This window comes from Bradyrhizobium sp. LVM 105 (assembly GCF_003957705.1).
GTDB lineage: Bacteria > Pseudomonadota > Alphaproteobacteria > Rhizobiales > Xanthobacteraceae > Bradyrhizobium > Bradyrhizobium frederickii.
The window spans coordinates 1-26,366 of the sequence record NZ_QZMV01000034.1; the positions used below are offsets into that span (position 1 = coordinate 1).

The 26,366-nt window shown below is 57.8% G+C and carries 21 protein-coding genes and 1 pseudogene; 5 read left to right on the forward strand and 17 right to left on the reverse strand.

Annotation, left to right across the window (positions count from 1 at the left end; genetic code table 11):
- Positions 1–567: 567 nt before the first annotated feature.
- Positions 568–1,686, forward strand: a complete 1,119-nt coding sequence (locus D6B98_RS37695; RefSeq protein ID WP_126262001.1) for a hypothetical protein — start codon at positions 568–570, stop codon at positions 1,684–1,686.
- A gap of 1,472 nt (positions 1,687–3,158) precedes the next feature.
- Here the strand turns inward: D6B98_RS37695 and tnpB are convergent.
- The 3 genes from tnpB to D6B98_RS41570 are packed head-to-tail and all read right to left on the reverse strand — an operon-like array spanning position 3,159 to position 3,753.
- Positions 3,159–3,377 (reverse strand): IS66 family insertion sequence element accessory protein TnpB, encoded by a 219-nt coding sequence (tnpB, locus tag D6B98_RS37700; protein WP_126262002.1) that lies wholly within the window; start codon positions 3,375–3,377, stop codon positions 3,159–3,161.
- Positions 3,374–3,580: a hypothetical protein gene (locus D6B98_RS37705; RefSeq protein WP_126262003.1), complete on the reverse strand. Its 207-nt coding sequence runs from the start codon at positions 3,578–3,580 to the stop codon at positions 3,374–3,376. Before D6B98_RS37705 ends, tnpB begins: the two co-directional genes overlap by 4 nt.
- Before the next feature lie 50 nt (positions 3,581–3,630).
- Positions 3,631–3,753: a transposase gene (locus D6B98_RS41570; protein WP_164719131.1), complete on the reverse strand. Its 123-nt coding sequence runs from the start codon at positions 3,751–3,753 to the stop codon at positions 3,631–3,633.
- A 407-nt stretch (positions 3,754–4,160) separates the two neighbouring features.
- Here D6B98_RS41570 and D6B98_RS37710 point away from each other — a divergent pair, with 407 nt between their 5' ends.
- Positions 4,161–4,325 (forward strand): hypothetical protein, encoded by a 165-nt coding sequence (locus D6B98_RS37710; RefSeq protein WP_235884838.1) that lies wholly within the window; start codon positions 4,161–4,163, stop codon positions 4,323–4,325.
- Here D6B98_RS37710 and D6B98_RS37715 read toward each other — a convergent pair.
- The 3 genes and pseudogenes from D6B98_RS37715 to D6B98_RS37720 form a co-directional block, all read right to left on the reverse strand.
- A protein-coding gene (locus D6B98_RS37715; protein ID WP_235884843.1) for an IS5 family transposase occupies positions 4,318–5,033 on the reverse strand; the annotation gives its coding sequence in 2 pieces (ribosomal slippage) (positions 4,318–4,749 and positions 4,752–5,033; 714 coding nt in all). The genes D6B98_RS37710 and D6B98_RS37715 overlap by 8 nt on opposite strands.
- 115 nt (positions 5,034–5,148) lie before the next feature.
- A complete protein-coding gene (locus D6B98_RS40370) occupies positions 5,149–5,304 on the reverse strand; it encodes a hypothetical protein (RefSeq protein ID WP_164719132.1) in 156 nt (51 codons plus the stop codon).
- Positions 5,301–6,512, reverse strand: a pseudogene (locus tag D6B98_RS37720) (IS701 family transposase). Before D6B98_RS37720 ends, D6B98_RS40370 begins: the two are co-directional and overlap by 4 nt.
- 443 nt (positions 6,513–6,955) lie before the next feature.
- Between D6B98_RS37720 and D6B98_RS37725 the strand changes: the two are divergent.
- Positions 6,956–8,278 carry an MFS transporter gene (locus tag D6B98_RS37725; protein WP_164719133.1) on the forward strand — a complete coding sequence of 441 codons (1,323 nt, stop codon included), beginning with the start codon at positions 6,956–6,958 and terminating at the stop codon, positions 8,276–8,278.
- A gap of 1,321 nt (positions 8,279–9,599) precedes the next feature.
- On the opposite strand, the gene D6B98_RS40600 is transcribed toward D6B98_RS37725, so the two are convergent.
- From D6B98_RS40600 to D6B98_RS37755, 6 genes are all read right to left on the reverse strand, one after another.
- Positions 9,600–10,046 carry a hypothetical protein gene (locus tag D6B98_RS40600; protein ID WP_205680565.1) on the reverse strand — a complete coding sequence of 149 codons (447 nt, stop codon included), beginning with the start codon at positions 10,044–10,046 and terminating at the stop codon, positions 9,600–9,602.
- Positions 10,047–10,107: 61 nt separating this feature from the next.
- On the reverse strand, positions 10,108–10,782 hold the full coding sequence (locus D6B98_RS40605; protein ID WP_205680566.1) for a hypothetical protein: 675 nt from the start codon (positions 10,780–10,782) through the stop codon (positions 10,108–10,110).
- 965 nt (positions 10,783–11,747) lie between these two features.
- Complete coding sequence (locus tag D6B98_RS37740) at positions 11,748–12,101, reverse strand: hypothetical protein (protein ID WP_126262006.1); 354 nt, start codon at positions 12,099–12,101, stop codon at positions 11,748–11,750.
- A 270-nt stretch (positions 12,102–12,371) separates the two neighbouring features.
- A complete protein-coding gene (locus D6B98_RS37745) occupies positions 12,372–13,613 on the reverse strand; it encodes a cytochrome P450 (protein ID WP_126262007.1) in 1,242 nt (413 codons plus the stop codon).
- A 328-nt stretch (positions 13,614–13,941) separates the two neighbouring features.
- Positions 13,942–14,823, reverse strand: coding sequence for a pantoate--beta-alanine ligase (locus D6B98_RS37750; RefSeq protein ID WP_126262008.1), 882 nt, complete (start codon positions 14,821–14,823; stop codon positions 13,942–13,944).
- A gap of 227 nt (positions 14,824–15,050) precedes the next feature.
- Positions 15,051–16,532 carry a pentapeptide repeat-containing protein gene (locus D6B98_RS37755; RefSeq protein ID WP_126262009.1) on the reverse strand — a complete coding sequence of 494 codons (1,482 nt, stop codon included), beginning with the start codon at positions 16,530–16,532 and terminating at the stop codon, positions 15,051–15,053.
- Here D6B98_RS37755 and D6B98_RS37760 point away from each other — a divergent pair.
- A complete protein-coding gene (locus D6B98_RS37760) occupies positions 16,531–16,791 on the forward strand; it encodes a hypothetical protein (RefSeq protein ID WP_126262010.1) in 261 nt (86 codons plus the stop codon). The two genes, D6B98_RS37755 and D6B98_RS37760, sit on opposite strands and share 2 nt — an antisense overlap.
- Before the next feature lie 632 nt (positions 16,792–17,423).
- On the opposite strand, the gene D6B98_RS37765 is transcribed toward D6B98_RS37760, so the two are convergent.
- The 5 genes from D6B98_RS37765 to D6B98_RS37785 all read right to left on the reverse strand — a co-directional run bounded on the left by D6B98_RS37765 (position 17,424) and on the right by D6B98_RS37785 (position 24,016).
- Positions 17,424–19,148, reverse strand: a complete 1,725-nt coding sequence (locus tag D6B98_RS37765; protein WP_126262011.1) for a dipeptide ABC transporter ATP-binding protein — start codon at positions 19,146–19,148, stop codon at positions 17,424–17,426.
- Complete coding sequence (locus D6B98_RS37770; protein WP_126262012.1) at positions 19,149–20,012, reverse strand: ABC transporter permease; 864 nt, start codon at positions 20,010–20,012, stop codon at positions 19,149–19,151.
- Positions 20,009–20,998, reverse strand: a complete 990-nt coding sequence (locus tag D6B98_RS37775) for an ABC transporter permease (protein WP_126262013.1) — start codon at positions 20,996–20,998, stop codon at positions 20,009–20,011. The genes D6B98_RS37770 and D6B98_RS37775 overlap by 4 nt, the downstream gene beginning before the upstream one ends.
- Positions 20,970–22,574 carry an ABC transporter substrate-binding protein gene (locus tag D6B98_RS37780; RefSeq protein ID WP_235884952.1) on the reverse strand — a complete coding sequence of 535 codons (1,605 nt, stop codon included), beginning with the start codon at positions 22,572–22,574 and terminating at the stop codon, positions 20,970–20,972. The genes D6B98_RS37775 and D6B98_RS37780 overlap by 29 nt, the downstream gene beginning before the upstream one ends.
- Before the next feature lie 119 nt (positions 22,575–22,693).
- Positions 22,694–24,016 carry an NtaA/DmoA family FMN-dependent monooxygenase gene (locus D6B98_RS37785; protein WP_430642575.1) on the reverse strand — a complete coding sequence of 441 codons (1,323 nt, stop codon included), beginning with the start codon at positions 24,014–24,016 and terminating at the stop codon, positions 22,694–22,696.
- A gap of 960 nt (positions 24,017–24,976) precedes the next feature.
- Here D6B98_RS37785 and D6B98_RS37790 point away from each other — a divergent pair.
- Positions 24,977–25,942 carry a hypothetical protein gene (locus D6B98_RS37790; protein WP_164719134.1) on the forward strand — a complete coding sequence of 322 codons (966 nt, stop codon included), beginning with the start codon at positions 24,977–24,979 and terminating at the stop codon, positions 25,940–25,942.
- Positions 25,943–26,366: the final 424 nt, after the last annotated feature.

Below are 26,366 nucleotides of genomic sequence, written 5' to 3' on the forward strand. Positions count from 1 at the left end.
GCACGGCAGCCTAACCCCGGCAGAGGCTCCACTTATCGACGCGGATATTCTGTTCAGACAACCGGGGCCAGCTCACACGACGCCGTTGCCGAGCCGCTCACCATGTTCATGAGTGTTTGATCATTGCGATCGATCCGTTTGATATAGGTACTCACGCGGATCAGACACCCGGTGAATGCCGCCGCCCAGTGCGGCATATCGATGAGCGATCCGAAGACCCCTTATGCCTTTCACTCAAATGGACTTCTCGCAACCATGTCCAGCGAGTATTGTGGTCGTCCGATTTGAACAGATGGCCGCAGAGGTCCTTGACCTAAAGACTGCTATGGCCGGCAAAGTTTCGAACTGCTTTTAGTTCAGGCCGGCCTCGATCCAGCAGGATACCGCGAATTGCGGCAAGGCGTGCCACATAAAGCGCAATCCGGCATCTTGCCGCGTTTCTCGAGCAAAGTGTGGAGATCGGGCAGGCCCATTTGGCTCACCGAATTCTCTGAGTGCGTCAGCTTGTCGACAGCTGGTCCTAATAGAGCGAGAACTAGAGAGCGAAACATTTGAACCGAGGGGGACATGGACCCATTTAACCGCATCAACCCATTCGACCCAGAGTTCTCTGCTTACAACGCCGCGGTGCCGCAAGCGCAACAGCAGCAAGCGGAGTTTGAGCCGTACTTGGATGAAGTGCCTCAGCTTGGTACCTCTACCGTCGCAGAGGATCCGGTTTCTCCTGATCCCTACTATCCTCATCTGTCTGAAGAAGGCCTCAGGCTCGCCGAGGCCTTGGGACTTGAGCACCAGAGGGCCGACGGTTCTCATTCCGAACAGGCAGTCATCGGACGCGAGGACGCCGCTGCCCTGATGGGCGAGGGCTACACCGGCCAGTTGAGGCCTACGAAGAGGCAGAGGACACTAAGCCAGACGGAAGGCGATGCCATTGAGCGCCAGCCCACCGACCCTAGCAATTCAGCCGCTCGCGAGCTGATTGAAGACGCCGGCACACTGTTTCGGGCCAGCGGTCCGTTGATCCTTCCTGCGGAAGACTACGACCAGGATCTGCTGTGGGCGATGCTGGGAAACGCCGGCTCATCGTCGTCTCTCGAGGCAACCGCCCCTCATGACCACCCCTTGGATTCAGGAGCGGCCGTTCGTTCCGTCAACTCGCGGCAGGACGACCAGCGCACGTCAGCTGCGCATGAGGGTAGCACCGTCCCGCCGAGCCAGGACAGCCCACGCGCTCCGTTCATAGTTCATAACGACCGCTTCACGGCGCTGTTCGTACCCGCGGCGGCGATGAGGGGCGGCTCTCCACTCAATCTATCAGGCGCAACCATTCATTTCGGATCTCGACCGGAAAGCGTTTCGCAGCCGAGCGCACAGCCGGCGAATCGGTCCTCGCCAGCACCGCTTGCAGAGACGATGGAGCAAGCCGCTCCGGCGTCCGTCAGAGCTGAGACGACGCCGGCCGCGGCCCGCGAGATTTACGCCGCATCATTCGCCGTTCCTGAGGGCTTTTCGCACGGCACACAACCCGCCCCAATCACGATGATCTCGAGGCTCGGCCACTGGGGCCTCTTGCCGGACGCAGCGCAGCCGATGAAGCAATACGACATTCGCGGCGAGCGTTACACGGCCCTCTTGGGGCCGGGAGGACCGAACGACGTTCGGCTCATCCACCATCCACAGATGTAGACACCCGGAACAGTCGCTACGTCAGGGGCCGCTCCAGATAGCTCAGGTAGCGGACTTGGTGATGGACCATAGCTTGCTTGAGCGACTCTTGCGAGCTTAGTGGGGCTCAGGGCGGTGCGGATAAGCACTGCCGGCCCCAACGAACTTGCGGGCGCCATCGCTTAGCGGCTCCTTGTTGAGCCGAACAGCCACGGCCCCTTCCTGTTTGTGAACAGCGTCATCACGTTGCGGGCTGATTGCGGCGAGGTGATAGTGCAGAAAAAATCGGAGGTGACTGCCGACCCCTCAGGGGCCGCTCGTCGTTATAATGTCTGCCGATGTCTCCACTTTCTTTCTGGCAAGGCACAGGAACGAATAAGCATTGACGCATTCGGCCCCTGCTCTGAGTCTAACGCGCACGAGGATGTATGACACCGAACTTCGCAATTACAATTAATCGACTACTCAAGATCGGCCCGTGGTCAGGCTTCATCCGCCCTGAGTGGCGAAGCAGAGCCACTGAGTTTGGTCGCGTTCCATGCCAAGCCGCACCGCATCGAAAAGATCCTGATCACGGAAACGCCTCAAGAAAGCAACGAGTAAACCCTTGCTCGTGCTTCAGGTGGATGATCCGATCGAACCTGGCGCGAAACAGGTCGCCTTCCCCCGTCGTTTCCGGCTTCTTCGGTCGCATCGCGCGCCTCCGCTACGAAGGAATCACGGCTGGCTAATCTGCAGGCTTTCCGGCCTTCCGCCGTGAAAAGCTTGCAATCTCGTATCGCAGCGGGGCCAAGAACCGAATCTCACTCAACGGCTTGGACTTCTTCACGGACGACACTTATGAAGACGCCCCGGCGAGCGCGGCGCCGGACTGCGCGCCTCGCCCCGTCGTTTCACCGAATTTAGTTCTCCCTTTATTTGCCCGCGTCAGCTTACGGACAGCTAAGCTGCTTATCAGCCGAGTCAGGTCTACACTCACATGTCCTCCTGCTCATCACAGTTGCATATGGGAGCAACCCACTTGTTTCGGCCCCTTCGCTCCAGTCCCATTACAGCACCTTCATCACTACTACGAGCCGATCCGCCCCAGTGTTGTGCTTCGGTACTCTCGTCTCGCGGTGTGCGCCGCTTGAACTTCTCCCCTTGGCATCACAACGACTGGTTCCTTCAGTTCTCTACAAGAGCCTGTATCCAGATCGCGTCCCCTAAACGCCGGTCACCAACCGCGCAGTAATCCAGGCGCCTCACGGATTGATCTCAGGGATGGCACGCGCCCCTGATTTTGGCGACGCCTTAGTAATTTTCGACGCGTCATCGGAAGATTCGCTTTCGCTCGCCTTCTGGATACTTACCTGCCCCGTAAACCCGGAACTTTTACAGCACTTGCTCATGACCGCGCCTTTTAAGCGAAGCCACAGTGTCGTGGTTTTGCATCTGCGCCTGAAACGCCGATGCAGGAGGGCCACCCTCCATCTCTCATAAAGCTGTACGCATTAAATTCGGTTATTCACCTCCTTCATGCTCTGCAGCACACCGTGCCAGATCAGCTTCAAAAGATCGCTTCGGCGACCGCGAAAGACGAACAGATGACCGCTGAGCGGGTCCTTGCGCAGCACCTCCTGCACCTGGAGGGCCAACGACGGAAAGCCTCGTCGCATATCCGTGTAGCCTGTCGCGAGCCACACGCGCGCGCCCGTCGGAACCGGGATCATCGGCGGACCAAAGCATCGAGAACGCGACGTAGCGCGTCTCCATCAACGTCGCCATCGACCCGGATGCGGTGCCCGCTACCAAGATCAATCTCGATGATGCCCAGGCTCTTCCGTCGACGCGCCGCCGTCGTCGTCAAGGGCGCTTCGGCCACCACCCGGGGCGCCACAGACGGCCCAATCTCGACCGGCACGAACGACGCCATACTCGCTTCACCGTGCTTGCAAAGCTCTTTGCGCCACCTGAACAGCTGGCTTACATGAAGGCCAGCCATGCGCCGGGCTCGAGCGATGCTGCAACAAGCCGCTCCTTCTCATCCTGCGACCACCGGCGCCGCCGCTCGACCGATGTGATCACCTCTGTCCGCGAAATCGTCATAGCGCTTGTCCTAGGATTACCCCTAGGACCTGCAGCGTTCGCGTCCGTCAAACAAGGCGGCCCTCAACGGAGGAATACCCTGCTCTTGAAGGTCTTGATGAAGGTCTTGTCGGCGGCTTGCAGGGTCGCGAGAAAGTCCGGCGTGCCGCCGCGCTGAGAGTCCACAGGTCACGATCACTCGACTGCTTGATCGGCGCGGATCTTTGCCCGGAATCCCACCGACCTGCAGCCCCTTCCAGCATCACCACGATGGCAGTGCCGCGGAGGGCGATCCGGACCAAGCAGCCGAAACGAATCCCGAGGAACTCGGAAGGCGCGGATAGACGATCCTACCAATTCGTGCAGGAGATTTCGCCGCTCACGTCAGTTAGCTTGCTCGGTGTTAGTGACTTTGGGAGATTTCTTCGATGTTGATTGTTGAAACTATTTTGAAGCCAGACCAGTTTGGCGGTATTGGACGTTTCTCTGCAACTCGTCTGCCTAAAGGCGCGCTACTTTGGATTCACAACCCGATCGTTGACATTGCGGTGACGCGCGAACAATACGAAGCTCTAGGGTTCAGACTCAATTGATCCAATAGGCGACGATGGCGGCGAGGTGGATGGCAGCCAAAAAGTTCCTGGCGAGTTTGTCATACCGAGTTGCGACACGCCTGAAATCCTTGAGCCGACAGAAGCAGCGCTCGATAACGTTGCGCCCTTTATAGGCGCGCTTGCTGAAACTGTGGAGGGTCACCCTGTTGGATTTGTTTGGAATGACCGGCTTTGCGCCGCGATTGACGATTTCGGCGCGAAAGCCGTCGCCGTCGTAGCCTTTGTCTCCGATGAGGGTAGACATCGGCGGCGCGAGTTTCAAAAGGGCTGACGCTGCGGAAATATCTGCGTCTTGACCCGGAGTGAGATGAAACGCGCAAGGTTTGCAATCAGGGTCGCTCAGCGCGTGGATTTTCGTGGTCCGCCCACCACGCGAACGGCCGATCGCCTGTCCATGCTCCCCCCTTTTCCGCCGCTCGCCGAGCGGTGCGCCTTGATCGAGGTGGAGTCGATGGACAAAGTCACGCCGTCCTTGCCGCAGCGGGCGAGCGCTTCAAAGATCGCCTGCCAATGCCCGCGCTTGGCCCAGCGATTGAAACGATTGTAGATCGTTGTGTAAGGACCATAATCGGACGGGCAATCGCGCCAGCGTGCGCCGCACTGAAGCATGTGAATGATACCGCTGATAATGCGTCGATCGTCATCGCGCGTCGGCCCGGTCTGGTTCGTTGGCAGATGCGGTCTTATCCGAACCCACTACTTGTCGTTGAGCCAGAACAGTCCTTTTCGCATCGAAGTCCCTCGCACCGAATCAACTCGGCCGAGGGAATCAGAGTTCGCTAATTAGGTACAGACCCTAGCATTACAGTTGCAATTTTTGCCTGAGATGGGCTTTGCGCGCGTTGGCCTGATGAGCCCTGCGCCAGGACGACCATGCGAGGATGTGGGCGTGCGAGATGCGCCGCTGGGCAAGCTTCATGGCGATGCGGCGGATTTCCTGGATCGACCAGCGGATCAAGAACGATGCTTCGGTCGCGTTTTTTTGAGCAATGGCCCGGTGTTGGCCCGGTGACGGATGACGGCCATCATGGCGAAGGCCAGCATGACGAGTGAGACATGGCGATGCCAGCCATGCCAGTAGCGGCTTTCGTTGTGATCAAGGCCGAGTTCGTTCTTGGCGGTTTCGAAGCTGTCCTCGATGGCCCAGCGATGGCCTTCCACCGACACCAGCTTCTGCATGGAGGTGCCCTTGGGGCACCATGTGGAGAAGAAGGCCAAGCTGCCGTCGGCAATATTGCGGCGGATCAGAAGACCCCGCGTCCATTCCCCGGCAAGGGCGTGTTGTATTCGCTGGCGTCAAGATCAGCCAGCTTAAGATAGGCCCAGTCGTGCCAGCGCGGGCCTTTGGTCCCTTCGCCGGACGGCAGGCGGCGCCAAGCCTTCTTGGGAAGGCTCTGCGCGATCGCGGAAGCGGTGCCGGCGACAGGCTGCTGCTTGCCCCAGGAACGGAACACGTGATTGGAAGCAACACCCAGAACATAGCCTTTGCCCGCCTTGCGCAGCAGGGTTTCGATCTCACCCGTGCCATACACGCTGTCAGCGGCCACGAACGAGAACGGCACCTGTGCGGCGATCGCGCGAGCGATCATTCGACGCGCGATCTTGGGCTTCGTCGCAAAGCCCACATCGCTCGGTACATGCGCTGCCTTCAGGCGAGCGGGGTCGTCCATCCATTCCTTTGGCAGATAGAGCGCCCGGTCGATGAAGGCATGGCCATGTCGCGACACATAGGAGGCGAACACTCCGATCTGTCAATTGGTGATCTTGCCCGCCGAGCCGATGTACTTGGCGTGCAACCCCGCACGAGGCCTTGCCCTGTTTCAAAAAGCCGGTCTCATCGATGACCAGAACCGCGTCCTCATCGCCGAGCGTTTCCAGCGCGTACTCACGCACAATGTCGCGCAGCGCATCGGCGTCCCACTGCCCCCGGCCCAGGATCGCTTGCTGGCACCACGGGCCCGGATCGCCGGCCGCTTCCGCCCGCATCCAACCCGTCTTGCGCGGCTCGTTGCCCAACAGTCCGTCGAGAAACTGCCCCGCCGAGGCCGCGACCCGCTCCTGCGTAAACAGCCGACGGATCCGTTGCTTGGCATCTCGCAACGACGAAGCCCACAGCGTCAGCGTATCCTCAACCGACGCACCACCAATCATCAGATCCCGAATCATGGTCGCCCATGGATTCAGAACCTCCATGAAAATGCAACTGTAATGCTAGACGATGAAGGGCCTAGCCCATTGGCTCCTTAGGGAGTGGACGTAACCTGGCCGAGGCGGAATGGCTCGAGTCGTCGTCAGTCGTGTGCGACGCTCGTCAATTTTGTCGCACACTCGCCACAGCAGCGCAAAAGTCTGCATCCACCTCACGGATGCAGCAGGTTGGCATATTTGCCTTTGCCGGCCGGGCCAGCGATCAGATCAAGGGCTAAATGGTGGCGGAGACGCAGGCATTTTTATTGCAGACGTTACGATGAGATTCGTCGTGACACGCTTCAGCCTCCACGTTGCATGACGAAATGGCCGTGAGGGACGGGAGCGGGCAGTGCAATGCAACGGTGCGTCCTGTCTGGCCAAAATTTTGGGTCGGAATCGCGCTTCAGATTAGGTCGAGGATGTCGAGGCAATCTACTCGAGAGAGGCTGGAGCCGGTCCTCGATCCCGCAGAGGAACGCTTGACGAGCCGCGCCGTGTTGGGCGCAACCATCGGCAATATTCTCGAATTCTACGACTTCGGGACCTACAGCTTTTTCGCGATACAGATCGGCCAAGCGTTCTTCCCGGCAACCGACTCGTTCGCTAGCCTCATGCTTTCACTCGCAACCTTCGGCGTTGGTTTTGTAACCAGACCGATCGGGGCCATCGTGCTCGGCTCGTATTCGGATCGGGCCGGCCGACGGCCCGCGATGACCGCCAGCTTTACCATGATGAGTGCCGCGGTCCTATTGTTAGCTATCACGCCATCGTATGAGACAATAGGACTTGCCGCTCCGTCACTGGTCGTCTTCGCACGCTTGCTGCAAGGCTTTGCTCTCGGAGGTGAAGTGGGTCCGACGACCGCCTACTTGATGGAAGCGGCCCCCGCTGAGGCCCGCGGTCTTGCTGTCTCCTTTCAGCCCGCGAGCCAACAGATAGCTGCGACGGCCGGAGCGTTGGTTGGAGAAATACTGTCGCTCACCATGACAAGCGAAGCTCTCAATGCGTACGGATGGCGGATCGCGCTGTTGCTCGGTGCCGCTACGTTGCCGTTTGGACTTTGGTTGCGGAGCGTCCTGCCCGAAACGTTGCACCGGCCCGAGGCGCCTGTTCTGGTCACCGAGCCTGGAGGGCAATCGCGTGCCGATCGCCGCATCATGTGCTTGGGATTTGTTATCTTGGCCAGCTGCACGATCACGACTTATGTTACCGGATATATGACCACCTACGCGATGAACACTCTCCACGTTTCCGCACCCGTCGCCTTTGGTACCACGCTCATCAGCAATGCGGTCGGAATTGCTGCAGCACTGCTGGGCGGCCTGCTCGCCGACCGCGCAGGCCGTCGTCTCATCATGATATGGCCGCAGGTCACTGCATTGCTGATGACCTATCCGGTATTCTTGTGGATTGCGGAGAGCCGCAGTGCCTTCGCACTTCTAGGAGGCCTCGGCGCCCTCACCCTGATCGGAACGATTCCGTATAGCGCCTTCTACGTGAGCATGGCCGAAGGGTTGCCCAGGAACATTCGTGGTGGCGCCTTCGCGACGATCTACGCTTTTGCGATAGTGGTTTTCGGAGGCACAGCTCAACCAATCGTCACCTGGCTGATCCACCTTACGGGGAGCGCACTCGTGCCCGCATGGTACATGCTTTTCGCGAGCGCAGCCGGGCTCTTTGCCATGCTCATGATGCCGGAGACGGCGCCACTCAATTTTAGACCCAAAAACGATCCTTCCTGACGCCACGACGGCTACCCTGGCATAGCGGGAAGAATGGACACCATGACGTCCGAAATGCGAACCATCGAAAAGAAGGGCCATGTGCGCGGCATGGAAAAGCAATAGATGCTTATGATTCGATCAGTTTTGATCGCGCAGGGGCTCCCAGCGGAACACAGCGTGGCGCTCTTAGCCGGCTTTTCCCGTCTACCCAACCTTCGCCGATGCAGCGGTTGCGCGGTAGCCACCGACTGGCAGAAAGCGAGCAATCACTTTGAATAAGATGGCGCCTGCACCATCTGCCATTGCAACCGTACGACATGAGGACGCGGCCACCTTGGAGCAAGCGGCCGCACGAGGCTCGCTCCTCATTCTCTGCTTGAGTTGTTTTCCGTTCTCAGTGTCGCACGCACGAGGGATCGGTCAAACAAAAAAACAGGTCGCAGATACCATCCAACGGGTCGTCCGCGCACTGAGGATACGAAGTATCGGCTACATGCACCCTGGCGGCGACCGGTTGCGCGACAACTGTTGCAGCAAAAGGAGGCACGGCCGCCGTTGCAAGCGCGAAGGCGCTCGCTGTCACTAACACAGACTTTTTCATCCGAGAAATCACTTCCCTAGGTTGGCCCCAACCCTCCTCGGGTCTATATGAGGAAGCTGTAAGCGGTAAAATTGATTTTCTTGATCAGATCTATCTAGTGAATGGATAAGTCCGGACATCACCGTAGGGCTTCGATGTTAGCCCGCGCGGAACCTGCAATCTGCTTGATCGAACGCTGGAAGCTCGGAGTGGTCGATGCATGTCTGCGGAGCACTCGAGTTAAAGTTGAATCTGACAGTATCGTCCGAGCAAGGCGACAGTCGGCCTGCATGGTCTCGCACATATGGCGCCGCGAGGAGAGAGCCGGGTTGACCCGCGAACGTGCTCCCGAAGATCACGCAGCAATTGAGGAGCGGCTCGTCGACGACATGGAGGACGAGTTTCACGCTCGGCCATTGCAGTTGAGGCGAAGCAGCTACGCCGCCACTTGGCTTGAGACGCTCGAGGAAGAACGACAGCCCCAGCATCTTTGGGGGCCAAGGAGGCTTGATGCAGGGGCCGTCGTAGCCTTATGCAAGAGTAGCAAACAGGCCACTTTGTTGTGGACCGGCCGATCCGATTCGTCAAAGCGGCCGTGATGCTCAGCTCCCGTGCCACCGAGCCGTCCGTGATCCGTTGAAGCTCCGCCGAGGGCTTGCGCGCCAGCTTGCCGCGGGCAAAGAGGTGAAAGCACTGTTACATCCGAGCGGATCGCCGCCGGCGTCGGGTACATGTTTTCGGTGTGCAATGCTCAGCGGACTAGCTTCTCGCCCGAGCGCCGGGCTTCATCTGGCGCGTTTGCGAGACGCTCTTTTGCTGAGACGGCAGATCGAACTGCAGCAGCTTGTCCAATCGCTCAAGTAATCCCGCCAGTGCCTCCTTGGACGGCGGCGCCTGCCACATCTGGAGGTGCTCGGTTGCGGAAGAGGTGCGTGCTTCCTCGGTGGTGGCGATCCTCTTTGTCCCGAGATCGGAGCGCACGATAACCTTGCGCGTCGGAGCCGTAGCGGTATCGGGCCCGCCTAGTTGCGGCTCGGATGAGCTGGCCGTTGAGCTCCCCTCGCCTCCAGCCGCTGCGCGCCTTCCTTTGCCCTTTCTGCGACGCGGATTGACTTCGCCCACGACGCCGGCATTTTCAGGCAGCGCAGCCCAATCCGGCGGTTCAATCGTCACCGGCGTTGTGGGCTGCAATGCCAGCAGCCGCATGACCTCGTTCGCTGTCGCCCACGCACCTTCGACAGTCTCGTCCAGCAACTGCAGCGGAAGGTCAACTCCCGCTCCGGTCCCCCTCACTGGCAACGATGCCGCTCAGCCCCGACGCAAATTCCGAAAGCCGCTCCATGACTCCTTCCAGAACGGCGCGATGCCCCGCGTCGAGCACTGCTCCGTCGCTGTATAGAACGGCTTGGTTCGTCGAGACGAATGCCGGAAAAACATCCTCAACGAAGGTCCCGAGCAGACGCACCCGCCCGCTCTCGTCCATGAGAGCATCGCGCACGTCTGGCTCGAGCGCGCTCGCTCGCGCCTCAATCAAGAGCTCCGCGAGCGCGATCCGCGATTGCAGATACATGCACTTCATATTGAGAGCCCAGCCGGTTTGTAGTCTTAGTGCGGCCTCTTCGGCCTTGCGCATCTCGGGGGTGCTACTTGGCAAGTTGGCAGTAGCCGCCCAGACAAACTGCATCCGCTCCAAGCGCAAAACCTTCTTTCCCCACCATTCCATGCAGGCTGCATAGTAGTTCGCCACGCTTGCAAACGCGTCGCTCACCTGCGCAGGCGTACCAATGTTTCTAATCCCCGGGAGCACGCGTAGTGCTTTCTTTCTGTTCTCCTCCAGCCCATAGATAATATGGGTGGCCACTTCGTTACATCGATCGGCCGCCTCCAGCGTGTCATCGCGGAGCCGACGAGCCCGATCGTCGGGCAGGATGCGACGCGCCACATTGGCCGGCAGATCCGCGTAGTACTCCAGAACTGTTGAGCCTGCTGTGACGACTTGATCGATCAGCTCTTGCGCCTCTGGCAGGTTCTAGGCGTGCGTCGCCGCTCGACGGCTAGCCTCAAGCTCCCCAAGCAGGCTGTCCATTTTTTGCCTTGCTGCCTTGATCTCGATGCGCGTTGGCGCTGCCAGATCCGAAGTTGGCTTGCCAAGCACCGAGGTTCTGTCCTGAGTCCCAGAGCGCATCCGCTCGATGACGGCATCGAAGGACTGACTGCGTCCTGAAAGGAGGAGGCTAGGCTCCGGGCTCGAACCGCTTACGTCCCCGCTGCTGCCGGCTCCTGTGGTTTCCACCTCGGATGTGCGAGCTCGGCCAATCCCTGTCATACTTCGTCTCCGATGAAAGTCATGAATGTGCAGCCCGTCTGGATAGACCGCCTGACTGACGACTAGCTGACCAAAAACCGTTCTTTCGGATGCACAAGAAGGCCAATGTCACCTGAAGTTCCTTTCCATCGCAGCTCCAATGTCGCTGAAGAGAGCGATGCGGGTAACTGCGTCCGTGTAAGCAGCCGCGACGTAACCGCGGCTGAGGTGCCCTGGCCTCGACGCGATCCGCTACGAGCGTCGCCCCTCTGCCGTTAGCTCCGTCCACACCGACTGAGGCAAGTCGTCCCCAAACGTTGGTAGCCGGGAGAACAGTCGGGGCCTAATCGGCGAATTATGGTCAAGCAGAAATGGCCAGCTTATATGGCAAACCTACGCTCGCCACGCGCGTCCTACTAACGGTAAGGGGACTTCGACATAAGAGCTTAACAATCTAGCGGCCGTACACCGATGACGAGATGCTGAAGGACGATCAGCATCGATATTTCTCCTCGTCCCAACCAGCTGAAATGACCTCCCACAGATCCTCAGGCTGCATTTCGTAAAAGTGCGGCGCCCATCCGGGTCCGGTGAGATCACCTTCATAGAAACATCGCAGCGAGCACACCAAACGCACCGAGAACCAGCCCAATCAGCGAACCGGCGGTCGGCACGTCTCTGAAGAGCAGAACCGTGAGCATCGGTTCCACGACCAGGATCGCTCCCACCGATATCGCGACAATGATCCAAATATTCTTCAGATGCATGTAGCCCAGCGCGTATCCGAGAACGAGCAGGATGCCACCCAAGCATACCAGGAGAAACATCGGCCAAAGCATCGCCAGATCGCCACCAGCCTTTCCGAATTGCCTTGAGGCAATTAACTCGGCGAATATCGAAAGAGCTTCTCCAAGGAAAATTGCTGCCACAGCTACAATTTTCAACATCAAGGTCATTGCTCTCTATGGTTTCGGCGATTCGAGGGTGGCCCGGAGACCTGTATCGGAGTAGCCGTTGAGGTTCAATTTTCGGCATGCCAAGCGCTGGCGGAGACGCGCGCCTCACCTATCGCTTCGCAGGTCTTTCCAAGCGTTTGCCGGGCCGGTAATTAGCTTCCGACATGCAGCATTGTTTCCGTCGATCACCCCAGCTGCGCTGCTTGCAGAAACCAAAGATGGTTCAGGGCAAGCCCGCTCCGCCGCCTGCGTGAGCAGAACAATTTTTGCCTAGGCTGCAATCTGCACGGGAAGAGCGGAATAGCCGTGCACGAAGTTAGACGCAATCCGCTCGGGTTCGCCGACAACCTCGAACCCCAATTGCGCAGACAAGATCTCTTCCCAGAGGACTCTCAACTGCAGTTCCGCAAGATGTCGACCAAGACAGCGATGGATGCCGAATCCGAACGAGAGATGCTGCCTCACATTTTTGCGGTCGATCATGAAATTGTCGGCGTCCTCAATGATCTCTTCGTCCCTGTTACCGGAGATGTACCACATGACGACCTTGTCGCCTTTCCTGATCTGTTTTCCGCCTACGATGCTGTCGATCGCGGCGGTACGGCGCATATGTGCGATTGGCGTTTGGTACCGAATAATCTCGGACACGGCACTCGAGACGAGCTTGGGATTGTCATTTAGCTTTCGCAGCTCGGAGGGATATTGACTCATGAAGAGGAGGCCGCCGGTAATCGAGTTGCGCGTGGTGTCATTCCCGCCAACGATCAACAGAATCAGATTTCCGAGAAACTCACTCGGCTCCATCTGGCGTGTGGCAGGCGAATGCGCCATCAGGGAAATCAGGTCGAGGCGCGGCTCGGCTTTGATGCGCTCGTTCCAAAGCCGGGTGAAGTACTCCAGGCACTCGGACAAGATGGTGCTTCGTTTGTCCCAGCTGTCGATTGCATGGCCTGCTTTCGGAGCTGTAACAGCGACGTCTGACCAATAGGTCAGCAGTCGCCGATCCTCAAATGGAAAATCGAACAGCGTGGCGAGCATTTGCGTCGTCAACTCTATGGACACCATGTCCACCCAGTTGAAGGCCTCATTGCGCGGCAAGTCTGCGAGAATCGCCCTGACCCGAGACCGGATCAAGCTTTCGAGGTTCGTCAAGCTTTCCGGCCCGACGATCGGGCCGACGGAATTGCGCTGCTCGGCGTGCTTGGGAGGCCCCATCTTGATGAAGCTCGGGGTCCAGTGCTCGCCAGGCACGTCGACAATAGTAACACCTTGTTCGGACGAGAACGCTTTGTGGTTTGTGTCTACGGCTACGATATCCCGGTATTTCGTCACGGACCAATATGGACCATGAGCGCTGTCGTGACAGTAGTGAACGGGATCTTCCTTTCGCAACCGCTCAAAACAAGCCCACATGCTGTCGTCTTGAAAGCGCTTGCCCTCGCTTACATCCAGCTTGCTCAGCGGGATGACACACGGATTCTCAGCTCTATAATCTTCCGATCGCCTTGTCATGATATCTCTGCAGATTCTGCTCTCGAGAGTTTACGGCGTGGTGGGATTCGTCGCCTTCGAGCTGCCGCAGCACTTGGCTGCGACGGGACGCTCGACCAGGCTACCTCACAGTGCAGCTAGCCTCGCCCTACCATGTCGGGCAGTAAGGATCGTATTGACTTTCCAAGTCGATCTACTCAAAGGATCGGTGAGAGCTCTCAGTGCTGGTTAGAGATGGCTATGCGCTGGAGGCAACATCAAGCCGAGTACACCTTCATAAGTGACCCTCGCTTTGGGATACGGCCGGAACGGATAGCTTTCTCAAGGTCATGGATGAATAGTCGCCTGGCTAGGACTGTTCAGGCAGATCGATCCAGATATCCGAAGGACCCTTCACGAGAGTATCTTGATCTGGAACGTAGATATTATCGAAGATCCTGAGACCATGAGCCGTTGCCGCGCCAAAAATTATGAAAGGGAGCTCGACTTGCTCCAGGTCTTCGAAGTCGTCAGCGCCGACGATTCGAACAAAATCGAGTTTAAAGTGCCGGAACTTGATCTGAGATGTGGCGGACGCGACCAGATCCTTCACACTAGATGCCCCTTCGGCGATCTCTTTCCTCGAATGGTTGAGTGCCGTGAAAAGGCAGGACAGCTCATCAAGCTCGGAACGGCTAAATCGTCTCAGACGCGACGAAATGGGCACTCCGTTCTTGTATCTCACGGTCGGCACAAACCTTATCTCGCAATCCAGAAGGAGATCTGCGACGGCGCGCTTCACCAGGATCGCCTGACCGATATCTTTCAGGCCGAAGTAGCTGCGAGTCGGCTTTGCATAGCAGATCCAGCGGACTGCCCCGGTAACGGCTTCCTGCAAATAGGCCTCGGGTCCCCCTAGACGCAAATGACAGTCGCCTTGCGATACAAAGGTTCGATAGCCAGGCGGGAACATTTCGGTGTCGTTGGAGGAAATTACGGCAGTTGCTCCCGAACGCAATGCAAGTCCAATATCGTCGTCCAAATTGAAGTCGTAGCTCCCACCCGGTCTAAGCTGGATCTTGTTCGGGTAGACTGTGACGATCGCGACGTCATTTTCCGATGCCGCCCTTCTGATCAGTTCTGCATGCCCAAGATGCAGGGCTCCGAGAGTATGTACCGTCCCGATAGTCTGCCCTGTTCTCGCCACCTCCCGAATGAACGCTTTACCTGCGGAAAGACATGCCAGATGCATTTTCTACTCCAGTCTCTTTGAATGCCAAAAGAGCGTAAGCGGCGTGCGCCGCTTACAAAAGAGCGTCGGTCGGATCGCACAGAAGGTCTGCCCTGCCTCTCGTATCCGCCGGCGATGCCAGGGAGCCCCATAGCGCTTAAGCGCTCGCTCACAGCTCGAACGACCGCCCAGACCTGTCCTAACTCGCCGACACTGCATTGACTTCTATTTTGCAGTCTCCGAAGCCGTCAGGTAGACCCTTCTCGACCCTGTCGGATCAACGATGAGAATTCAGTCAGATAGCTTGATGGATCGCGTGGCTGATCCCCCTTCAGAGCGGCCTGTAGGCCCGGACATCGGTCTGCAAAGAACGGTGGCTCGAATGTGGTTATCTTAGCGCCCGAAAAATCCACTTTTACGAAGCTGGCCTGGAACGGCGACATCCCACTCAGGTTCGCCTCGCGCAAGGACGATTGGTTCATGCGCACGTACGCGGCCCGCGTTGCCTCCAGATTAGTTCTCGTCATTCCTGCGGCGAGATATGCCTGAACGAGATTCGATCCTTCGAGATTTGCCTCATCCAGTGCCATTGATTGCGGGGGATCACCGGTGATCATCGACCTGTAAAGGTAAGCATTGGATAGGTCTGCGCGTTCGAGATCGCAGTCGCGCACAAAGGTAGAGCGGCCACGAAAGCCCGATAATTTGGCGGCTCGCATCGTGCTCTCTGTTATAGAAATGCATTCGCCTGATGCCAGAGACAGGTCCGCTCCGTCGAGCTCGCAGGAATGAATGGATGCACCGTTGAGCACGGCGCCGACGAGGTTTGCGTTGGACAAGTTTACGGACAAAAGCCGCGCCTCGGTCAGGTCCGTCTGCTCAAGCTCCGCATTTGGAAGATTTGACAGGTGAATATCAGCAAATGGTGCGCACATGCCTCTCGCTGCGATGTGGCCGCTTACCTTTGATAGTCTCAGATACGGAAGATGAGCGCCTTCCAGGACAAGACCATCGACCGAGGTGGGACGCACAATCGATAAACAGTTCCCCTTTGACTGGAAGAACGAGCAAGACGCCAGATGTGATTTCGTGATCGTGAGTTGGCTCAGCTTGGCAAAGCGGAAGGAAGCGGAAGGAAGGAAACATTCATTAATGGTCGAACCCTGTAGCTCCGCGCCATCGAATACAGCATCACTCGCATCGCATTGGTAAGCGAGAAGCCCGCTGAGCATAGCGTTATCAAAGCGTGCCCTTTTCATGCTGCAACCGTGAAACAGGCTGCCCGTTGCATCAATTACATTGCAAAGACTGGCATCGTCGAAGTTGCAGACCTGCGCTGCAATCGCATGCATATACGCAAAATCGAGCTTGGCCCCGCGGAAGCTTGCCCTCTCTAGCCCCGGACAGACAAGATTCGCCCCAGAAAGGTCCGCCCGATCCAACTTTGCTCCGTAGAGCTGCGCACGATTGAGGGTACAGCGTCGCAACGGGAAATCTGACAGGTCGTGACCGTTAAAGTTCTCGGACGATAGCTGCAAGCCAATCCCGGTCCTTCCGATCGCCTCTTCGGTTCGCCTCCCAACCGCAGCCACCGCGCGCAGCCGATCGGCAGCTCGGCTCCAGTACCGAACAAAGTCCCCATCTGATGAAAGATTGTACTTCGGATCTGACCAGTGCTCTGCCCCTTCATTCGCGGTGCACTCGCTATCAGGGCCGATCGTTTGCGACATGACGATTCCGTATTGCCCGGATTACGGGGGGCCTGTTATCGACCTTTTTTGCTCCGCCTTGGAGGTACGCTATGCGACCTGTGGCGAACGCGTCGGCGAAATGACGACAAGACGCCTCAATGAGGCGCTTATTGTGTCGGTGACCTCCGCAGCCGGCACGCTTGAGCACGTCAGCCGAATTCTAGTCATGCGCCCCCACTGCCGCGCGCTGAGATTGTTCACCGAGTCCGGCAACGTTGACAACGCAACCGTCTTTTGACATTGCCGATATGGCAAGACGTTGCGATTTGTCTCGTCGGCTCTTTTAGGCAATCCAATTCGCTCTCCATCAAACCGAATGCGAAAACTTCAGGGCCTTGCTTGTTTTTCAGAATGGACCCACGGCTTCCGGGCGGAAAAGTGATCGTTCACGGGGCTGAAGTCGGCCCCTACTCGGCGTTACCTCCTTTCCGATAGCAATGACCGTGCCAGCCGCATCAGTCGCAATTAAGAGCTGAATAGACGTCATGAAATCAATATTGACGCCGAATGTTTTGAACCTGACAAACACACTCTCGATGTCAGGGACCGCACCATGATGGCAAGGCTATCGTGAAAGCGAAGATTGCGAGCTCGTTTGCAGGAGCGCAAGAGCGCCCGTCCTTTGCGAGCACGCAATCGATGACTTGCAATCCGACATTTGCGGATCGCCGAGCTCAGGGTTAACGAGTGTTCGAACTCGGCTCGCCCTGCTCCGCGCGCCGGCCAGTCCATCAAGGGGGAACCCGCGCCACAGACTGTCCTGTTCGAGCGGTGATGGAGCGCGTAATCGTGACCAACTCGGCGCGCAAAGGCGAATGCCCCGCGATCGGAGATAGATAATTTTATGATAAAGAATCGGATTCGAAGGCGTCATGCGATGCCTTCTTCGAGGATCGTGGCTGAATGACCTATCTGGTGGTCGCGCACAAGACGCGGCATGGCGGCGATAAGGCTCTTGGTATATTCAGACTCTGGATTGCGAAATATCTCTTCAGTGGCGCCACTATCGACGATTCTCCCCCGGCGCATAACTATGACGCGATCGCTGATTTGGCGAACAACACTGAGATCATGCGAGATGAAGAGATAGCTTACGCCGACGTGTTCCTTCAGATCGCCGAGCAGGTCCAAGACCTGGGCCTGGATCGAGACGTCGAGCGCCGAAACCGGCTCATCGCAGACGATGACGGCAGGATTTGGTGCGATCGCGCGGGCGATCGCAACGCGCTGGCGCTGACCGCCCGAAAGCTCGAGCGGTCGTCGGTCCAGCAAGGCCTCGGATAGCCCGACCAGATCGAGCAGCTCGATAACGCGCTCCTGCCGTTTGCGCCGTATCTCAACCTCACTCGAAAGGCTGTCGGATATGATGCGTCCGACCGTCCAACGTGGATCAAACGAGCCAAGAGGATCCTGGTAAATCATTGATAGCGACCGCCGCCGAGTCCGCCGTTCGCGCTCGGCGAGCGCGGTCCAAGGCCGGCCTGCAAACTGAACGGCTCCCTCGTCAGGCTCCTCGAGCGCCAGGACCATGCGCGCCATCGTTGACTTTCCTGATCCGGACTCACCTACGATGCCCAAAGTCTCGCCGGATCGCAGTTCGAAGGAGACGCCGTCCACAGCCGTCCGTAAAGTGCCATCCGGGCCCTTGAAGCGCTTCACCAGACTTGTCGCTTCGAGCAGGATGGGACGAGATTTCGGTGGCGATTGCACTTCTGGCTGCGTTTGCCGGGCAGGCGAACGCACAATAGTGGACGGTGAGAGGCGTGAGCCGCGCGGCCGGCCTGATGGCACGGCGTCCAGCAGCTGCTTAGTATAGGGGTGCTCCGGATCTTTGAGTATTTGGCCGGCGTTACCGCGTTCGACGACCTCGCCTTCTCGCATGACGAGGATCTCATCCGCCACGCGGGAGACCACTGCCAGATCGTGACTGATCAGGATCAGAGCCTTGCCCCTCGTTTTGGTCTCCTCAAGGAGTGACAGCACATGAGCTTGCGCCGTCACATCGAGAGCGGTCGTCGGCTCGTCGGCGATCAGGATGCGGGGATCGAGCGCAAGTGCCGAAGCGATGAGAGCCCGTTGACGCTGGCCGCCGGATAACTGATGCGGCAGCTGCTTGGCCTTGGTCTCGGGGTCGGGGACACCGACGAGCTTAAGAAGAGCAATGACGCGCTGCGCGAGCTCCTCGCGCGATGATACCGCGCCGTGGAGGAGCAAGCCTTCACCAATCTCTTTGCCGATCCGGCGAAGCGGATCAAGTGAGACGAGTGCATCTTGTAATACAAAGCCAATCTCGTTGCCGCGGATGCCCCGCCAGGCACGATCGCTAAGACCCATCAGGTTCGTCCCGTCGAAGCTTAGCTGGCGTGCATGAACATTGGCGTAGCGACCAGCGAGGCCTATGAGAGCCCGCGCAGTCACGCTCTTGCCCGAGCCGGATTCACCGACAATCGCAAGACACCGTCCCGGCCGGAGGGAGAAGGATATACTGCGCACAACCGGTTTCTCGTCGATGGCGCGACCGAAGGAGACACGCAGCGAATCGACCGTGAGGAGGTCTGGCTGCTGCGGGACAGGCTGTGGGCGCCCCTGTGACATTCACGTTTTTCCTTCCAGACGGTCCTGTAGATGGCGCCCGATGATGGTGAGGCTGAGGGCAAACGCCGTAACTGCCAAACCGGGTATGATCTCCAGCCACCAGGCGTAGATTACATAATTGCGCCCGGCATTGAGCAGCGCGCCCCATTCAGGCGCCGGGGGAGCGACGCCGAGTCCTAGAAAAGCAAGACCGGAGGCCCATATAATCGCCTGACCTACGCCGATCGTCATCATTGCCGTCAGCGGGTTCATGGCGTTCGGAAGAATATGCCTCCAGACAATACGGGGAAATGGATGGCCCAGCACCTTAGCGGCCTCTACATACCCTGTCCCCTTGATGGCAAGCACCTGGCCCCTGATCATGCGCGCATAGCCTGGCGCTGTGCCGATTCCGACAGCTATGACCTCAGTCAATACCGACGGCCCAAAAACGGTCACGAACACAAGGGCGAGCAGGAGCGTGGGAATTGCGAAGAGCACGTCGACAATCCGGCTCAGGATGCTGTCGCATACGCCACCAGAAAGTGCGGCGGCGACGCCGAAAACGATCGCAATGGACATGCTCAGCGCCGTCGCGCCTAGTCCAATAGCCAGGGATTGGCCTGCCCCCTCGACTACTCGAGAGTAAAGATCTCGACCCAATTGATCAGTTCCCAACCAATGGGCGATCGACGGAGACTGCAATGACGATCTCAAATCAATAGCGAGCGGATCGTGCGTCTGCAGCACCTTTGGCGCCACAGCCGCGAGGGCAAAGAGGCCAATGATCATAAGACAGGCGGCAACTCGGAACGGAACATGGCGAACGATTGCCAGGACCTCTTTGAGCGACCGAGACTCGGTAGCTTCGGCGAACATGCTCATGTCAACTTGATCCTCGGATCGACCAACCGGTAAGTCAGATCGACAATCAAACTGACAAGAACGAATAGGCCCGCAGAAATCAAAACAGCTCCCGAGACAATCGGAACGTCTCGCGAGGACGTTGCAGCAACAAGGACTCCACCGAGGCCTTGACGGGCGAAAACCACCTCGATCAAAATCGCGCCCGAAAGCAGTTTTCCGAGCGCCCAACCTGATAAAGTAATGCCAGGCAATGCGGCATGGCGGAGGACATGGCGAAGCCTGACGCCGAAATCACTCATGCCTCTGGCCCGCGCGGATGCAACGAACGGCTGCTCGAGCACGCGCGTGAACTCGTTCTGAACGACTTGTCCGAAAAAGCCCGATAATTCAAGAGCCAACGCAAGTGTCGGCAGAATGAGCCCGGCCGGTGAACTTCCACCGATGACCGGAAAAATGCGCAGCTTTACCGCAAAAACAACCAGCAGAATTGTGGCCAGCCAATAGGGCGGCGCGGTTGCAAAAAAGACCTGCGTGTCATTGAGCAACTTCGCCCACATGTTGTCCCTGCCGGCGATGAACAAGGTCGTCAGGATTGCGATAATCCATGCGAGCAGTAGCGCGGTGACCGCCAGAATGATGGTAGGGCCAATCTGTTCGGCGATGATCCCTGCGACAGGCCGATGCTGCTGGTATGACTCGCCAAGGTCTCCATGCAGGATTCGCAGTATGTATCTTCCGTATTGAATCGCGAGCGGTTGATCAAATCCGTATTTCGCATTGATCGCCGCAAGTTCTGCCGATGACGCGAGTCCGACGTTGCCGCTTGTCGCATTGATGATGATTTGGGCGCGGTCGCCAGGGAGCACACATTGAATCAAGAACGCGAAGGTTAAGGCAGCCCACACCACGACCACGCCGGAGAATATCCGGCGCGTGAACCAAACAATGGGATAATGGGCTACTATCTTCACGGCGTCACTTCCCATCATCGAAATGAGCGTCATAGAAAACGGGTTCGCCAACCGAGCCGCGGTCCAGCCAAACGTCTTTGAGGTTCGGCCTGGTCGCCAACGTTACGTCCAGCACCGTGAGGCCAATCACAGGAGCCTCATCCACGATCTTCCGTTCCGCCTGCTGATAGAGGGCGGTACGCTGCGCCCCATTGAGTTCCTGCTCCGCCCTTTGAATGACGTCCCAAAGCGTCAGATCTTGATAGCGTGAGGGATTGAAGCGATTAGTCTCGCCCTTCTGATCGGGCTTCCACGAGATCCGGAATATCTCCGCGCCGGGGGCAACCCAATAGAGGAGAACAACCTCATAATCATCGGGTCCGAGGTTTTTTCCGGCGAAGAAATCAGCTGGATTAGTAGGCTGAAGACGTACGTCAAAACCGGCCGCTCTTGCCTGCTGCTGGATAACTTGCAAGGCTTGCTCGCCATCTGGCTTCAGAAAAGCGTTCGAATAGGACACGCGCACGATGAGCGGGTTGCCATTCTTAACACGAACGCCGCTAGGATTACGCTCGGTCCAACCCGCCTGATCAAGCAATTGATTGGCTTTCCGAATATCGTACGTATACGACTGCCCGAGCTCGCGCAGGTATTCCGGCGAGCTCTGACTAAGCGCACCGTTGCCTTCAAATGGCAAAGAGCCAAGGAATGATGTGTCGACTGCGGCCTTCCGGTCAGTCGAATAGGCAAACGCCTTGCGGACGAGCACATCGTCAAATGGAGGCCGCGCCGTATACAACGCCAGGCGCAGAGGGGTACCGCCGGTAATGTGCCGCAATACTGGAAAACGGGAATTGGCCTCCTTCCATGCGATAGCTGGGATATCGTATATGGCATCGGTCTCGCCCGTGATGAACGAGCCGTACCGGACGGTCTGATCTGGCAGGAACTTCCAGCTGATTCCGTCAATGTAAGCCGGCCCTTGATGTTTGGCGCTGGCCGGCGCCGAGTTGTAGTCGGGATTGCGGCGGAAGGTGACCTCCCGTCCATGACGCCATTTGTCGACAATGAATGGACCTGAGCCGACTGGGTTCTCGCAGTTTACCGCAAGTCCGCGCTTGAGCGCGGATGGTGAGAGAATGCCTTGTGAGGATTGAGCAAACACGTTCAGCAAGGGTTGAAATGGCACCTTCAAGGTTACCTGTAACCTCAGAGGAGCGATTGCACTTGCCGATTCGAAGCTATCGCTAAGATACGGAGCAGCAGTCGGATTGCGCAGATCAGGGTCGTTGCTGAGCCATCCGTTGATATTATCCGCGATGGCCTGCGCATCCAGAGAAGTGCCATCCGTGAACTTCACATTCGGCTTTATCTCGAATGTGTAAATCTTCTTGTCATCGGAAATTGTCCATGACTCGGCCAGCCATGGCACAATCTTGCCATCCTCGCTGCGGGCGACCAGATTATCGCTGTACTGGCGTTGCAGATACCATTGCTGCACCCATCCCCCGAAGAGGCATGCCGGCTCTTGAAAGTGCCCGTAACGAATAACGCCTCCTCGCTTTATGCTGCCGGCTACCCCTTCTTGAGCATGAATACTTGACGGCAATTGCGACAGGCCCAAGAGCACGAGAAGGGTCGCCTTAACGGTTCTTGCTGGATAGCTCGACTTTCCAGTGAATCGCCTCGTTGACCGCGCATTCGATGAATGCATATCCAGTCTCCAAATGATTTGATGTTGAGGAAGCGTCATAGCGGTGAGCTAGCTGTGGCTCGTGTCGGCCCGAAAGGAATGGAAAGCCCGAAATGCTCTCGCAGCGTCTGCCCTCGATATTCTTTGCGAAAGAGCCCGCGCTTCTGCAGGATGGGCACCACATTGTCGACAAACGCTGAAGTGCCATCTTGCAGCACGTCCGGAATGATGTTGAAACCATCAACCGCGCCAGCGCGGAACCACGCCTCAATCGAGTCCGCAATCTGCTCAGGTGCACCCACGAGCAAGCGGTGGCCAAACGCTTGAACGCTGCTAATGATTTCGCGAACCGTCCGGCCTTGACGCGCCAGAGTCTCAACCGTGCGATGGTGACCGACAGAAAAAGGAACATCATCTGCAGTAGGCAAAATCTCCTCCGGGATTGGCCTTTCGAGGCTGAGCTTCTCGACCGCCACGCCCATGCTTCGTGCAAGAGCAACGGTGGCGCGCTCCATATCGAGGAGTCCGTCAAGGTTTTCCTTGCGACGAGCCGCTTCTTCCTCGGTGCCCCCGATACAGGTGACAAGGCCTGGCAGGATGAGCGGGGCCGCAGGGCGGCCGAATTGCCGAGAAAGCGCGCGCAGGCGCTCTGCCTCCTGCGTCGCCGTTGTCAAGTCCCCGGCTGCCGCAAACACGACATCTGCACTGCGGGCGCCAAGCCGTAATCCGGGATCCGAACCGCCAGCCTGAACGATGACTGGGTGGCCTTGGGGCGAAGCGGGATGCGTAAGTGGGCCCCGGATGCCGAAACTATTGGTAGCGGGATCGAGCAGGCGGAATCGGCTCTGATCTGCGTAAACACCCGCAGCCTGATCGGCGATGACTATCTCGCCGCTCCAGCTCAGCCAGAGAGCACGGACCGTTTCAACGAAGTCCTCCGCACGTCTGTAGCGATCCGCTCGCCCAATCTCTCGACCGCCAAAGTTCGCAACCGTCGCCGGACTCGACGTCGTGACCGCGTTCCACGCAACGCGCCCGCGGCTGATGACATCGAGCGATTGGAACCGCCGGGCAAGATTATATGGTTCGTTGTAGGTAGTCGACGCCGTCGCAATCAGACCAATCCGGTCCGTTTCACGCGCAATCACGGCGAGAACCAGCGTCGGTTCGAGCCCATTAAGCGGTGGCTGGTGTGTGATGTCGGAACTTATCGCGGGGGTATCGGCGAGGAATACAGCATCCAGCAGACCATGCTCCGCAATCTTCGCAGCGCGGACGTAGTGCTCGATGTCAAAAAAGGCGCTTGGATTTGTGCCCCGCCAGCGCCATGCTGCGGAATGACCACCCGCACCATGAAGATTTAAGCCAAGATGAAGCATGGAGTTACCCGAAGACATAACAGCCACTCATGCGGCGGCATCTGAGCTGCTTGGCGGGCCTTGTGGACGAGTTGATCTCGGCAGCCAGCCTTCGCTTTCGCGCAAGCGCACCTTGCATGTGCTCCGGGCAGCCAATTTGAGCGATAGACAACAAACAGCCGGCTGATGTGAGAAGAATGTCACCAAAGAAGCTTTTGCTAGGTCTTGCGATCTTCTCCGAACGGGCGCGGCAGAGAAGAGCTTCGACCACGCTGGTCGCCGATTACGCCGACGTGACAGCTTGTCCCCAGCGGCGGGTTGCTTCCACACGAGTACATTCACATCGCCTCTCCAGAATTCCTCAAGAAGCCAGCTCCTTTTCAGGAAGATGTTTTGGATGGGATTCGCCATCGAAAATTTTGGACTCCCGAGAGCGAGCAATGATCATGCTAGAGGATCTTTAGAGGTCCAGACCATGCAAACGCAATAGTTGAGTATTTCATTCTACTATCGTCCATTGGCATGCTCTTCTATTGCCGTGTCTAAACCTTACTTCGCTTAATCCCAAGCGTTCTCTGATCAGGCCCACCGAACACGCGCTGCGTAATTGTAGCGACTGCAATTGGGAGCGCCGGCGCGACGCTGAGATGACTCGATGCGCTCGAGAACACACGGCAGTTTTGGCGCGACATGATGGGTCAACCGCTTGCTGCCGCGCTGCAAAGTGACATCCGATCAATAAGGCGTCGCCAAGCCCACCATCTAATAATGCGATGAACCATCCTAGATTATAGATACAGCGTTACACGCAACGCTTCGAAGCTGCGCTGGATTCGAGGATGCTGGAGCGTCGTTAATTATCGCGCGAACGCGGCGCGGCGGTCGAGCAACCCGGTCTCAGCTTAATCGATCGTCAGCTTCTCGAAAGCTGCACCTGCAACAATCCACGCCGATAGGCGGCCCTTCGAAGGGAGTAGAGAGATGAATGTTGATCCACGGAATGCCGCAGACAATTCCTTTGAGGTTCAGTGGCCGCACCATGTCGGTCGACAGCAGGACGAGCTTAGCGCCCAAACCAGCGCACCGACAAGTTCAGAAGACCAAGCAAACTTTGAGCAGCAGCTGAATGACTTGGCTCTAGATGACTTGGACTCGGTCTGCCCAACCACGGAGCCAGTCTCCTTAGCGGCAGATTCCGCGAGCGCCGCGCCCTCATCTGGGTTAAACGAGGCGACCTCGGAACCCAGTCGCTATCCAGCCTCATCATACGTCAGTGCGCGCGCTCAGCTTGCCGCAAAATTGACTGGCGCCACTCTTGACGCACTTCGGAACGAGATCGAACTTGCCGCGCAACAAGCAGCACGTTGGTCATCGGCGACCGACGCTGCCATTGATCGAGATCGCGTATTCGACGACGTGGCGGGGTCGTCATATGTCACACTGCGGCGTTTTCAGAATCAGGACACTGATTGCAAGCCGCGCACGGAAGAAAATACGAGCGCAATATCTCATGTCCGCAACACGGCTCGGGATCATTCTTCCGTTGGATATCCTCTGGAGCGGTATCCCATGGACCGAGCCCGCCAAGCTGGTTGGCATATGCGGGGGAAGACTACAGCCTCACCCTTCGTATCGTTAGTTGAAGATCCGTCAAAACTCGTCGTCTCTCGCGATCCGTGGGCGAGAGCGATTGCCAACAATGCGGACGCGCTACACACCTATACCGTACCGAAGACCACAATCTGGACGCCCGACGACGTGCTGAGTAGCATTGGGCTTGGAATGAACGCGGAGGATCAGGACACCATCGATGGGGACGTCGATTTGATGTGCTCACTGGGCAGAACGCCGACCCGGGAAACCGAGCGCCTGTTCCTTGGAGGCAATTTGGAAAGCTACCGCACCAGTAGCGAAGCAAATCCCTACAAGCGCGAGAGTAATGTGTAGATGGTCGATCGCGCCATTTGGCAGATTCGTTGGCGACTAAGCGCCACAATCCCCTGCAACGAAGAAAAGCGGCGCATCAGCTCCGCCTCATGCACAACAGATTAAGCGTAAAGGGGGCGACCGACAGCCCGATGAAGGCACCGATCGAGCCGTACAGCGGTTGACAGTCCCGACGGAAGGTCAGGAGGACACCGATCTTGTCCCCTCATCCCTTTCCGCTCGTTGAAGCATCGTGGCATCTTGGGTGCATTGTGTCGCGTGGCAGGAATTTATCAGCCGGCTTCAGGGGTTGGCAGGCGGATTTGGCGAGGTAAGCCGCTGAAAGCGCAGCATCCCTCGCGTTAGCTAGTCGGTTGTGAAGAACACGCAAGCCGTTGAGAGAGAATCGATTTTTGGCGAACAGACATGGTTCTGTTCGCAGGAT

Bases quoted from the DNA above. Each gene is read 5' to 3' on its own strand.
- D6B98_RS41570 (WP_164719131.1), bottom strand. From the start codon at position 3,753: ATGACGATTTCGCGGACAGAGGTGATCACATCGGTCGAGCGGCGGCGC.
- D6B98_RS37770 (WP_126262012.1), bottom strand. From the start codon at position 20,012: ATGAGCATGTTCGCCGAAGCTACCGAGTCTCGGTCGCTCAAAGAGGTC.
- D6B98_RS37750 (WP_126262008.1), bottom strand. From the start codon at position 14,823: ATGCATCTGGCATGTCTTTCCGCAGGTAAAGCGTTCATTCGGGAGGTG.
- D6B98_RS37765 (WP_126262011.1), bottom strand. From the start codon at position 19,148: ATGTCACAGGGGCGCCCACAGCCTGTCCCGCAGCAGCCAGACCTCCTC.
- D6B98_RS40600 (WP_205680565.1), bottom strand. From the start codon at position 10,046: ATGCGGCTGCTGGCATTGCAGCCCACAACGCCGGTGACGATTGAACCG.
- tnpB (WP_126262002.1), bottom strand. From the start codon at position 3,377: ATGATCCCGGTTCCGACGGGCGCGCGCGTGTGGCTCGCGACAGGCTAC.
- D6B98_RS37760 (WP_126262010.1), top strand. From the start codon at position 16,531: ATGACGATTCCGTATTGCCCGGATTACGGGGGGCCTGTTATCGACCTT.
- D6B98_RS37745 (WP_126262007.1), bottom strand. From the start codon at position 13,613: ATGACAAGGCGATCGGAAGATTATAGAGCTGAGAATCCGTGTGTCATC.
- D6B98_RS37695 (WP_126262001.1), top strand. From the start codon at position 568: ATGGACCCATTTAACCGCATCAACCCATTCGACCCAGAGTTCTCTGCT.
- D6B98_RS37725 (WP_164719133.1), top strand. From the start codon at position 6,956: ATGTCGAGGCAATCTACTCGAGAGAGGCTGGAGCCGGTCCTCGATCCC.
- D6B98_RS37755 (WP_126262009.1), bottom strand. From the start codon at position 16,532: ATGTCGCAAACGATCGGCCCTGATAGCGAGTGCACCGCGAATGAAGGG.
- D6B98_RS37775 (WP_126262013.1), bottom strand. From the start codon at position 20,998: ATGACGCTCATTTCGATGATGGGAAGTGACGCCGTGAAGATAGTAGCC.
- D6B98_RS37785 (WP_430642575.1), bottom strand. From the start codon at position 24,016: ATGCTTCATCTTGGCTTAAATCTTCATGGTGCGGGTGGTCATTCCGCA.
- D6B98_RS37740 (WP_126262006.1), bottom strand. From the start codon at position 12,101: ATGACCTTGATGTTGAAAATTGTAGCTGTGGCAGCAATTTTCCTTGGA.
- D6B98_RS37790 (WP_164719134.1), top strand. From the start codon at position 24,977: ATGAATGTTGATCCACGGAATGCCGCAGACAATTCCTTTGAGGTTCAG.
- D6B98_RS37705 (WP_126262003.1), bottom strand. From the start codon at position 3,580: ATGGCGTCGTTCGTGCCGGTCGAGATTGGGCCGTCTGTGGCGCCCCGG.
- D6B98_RS37710 (WP_235884838.1), top strand. From the start codon at position 4,161: ATGTTGATTGTTGAAACTATTTTGAAGCCAGACCAGTTTGGCGGTATT.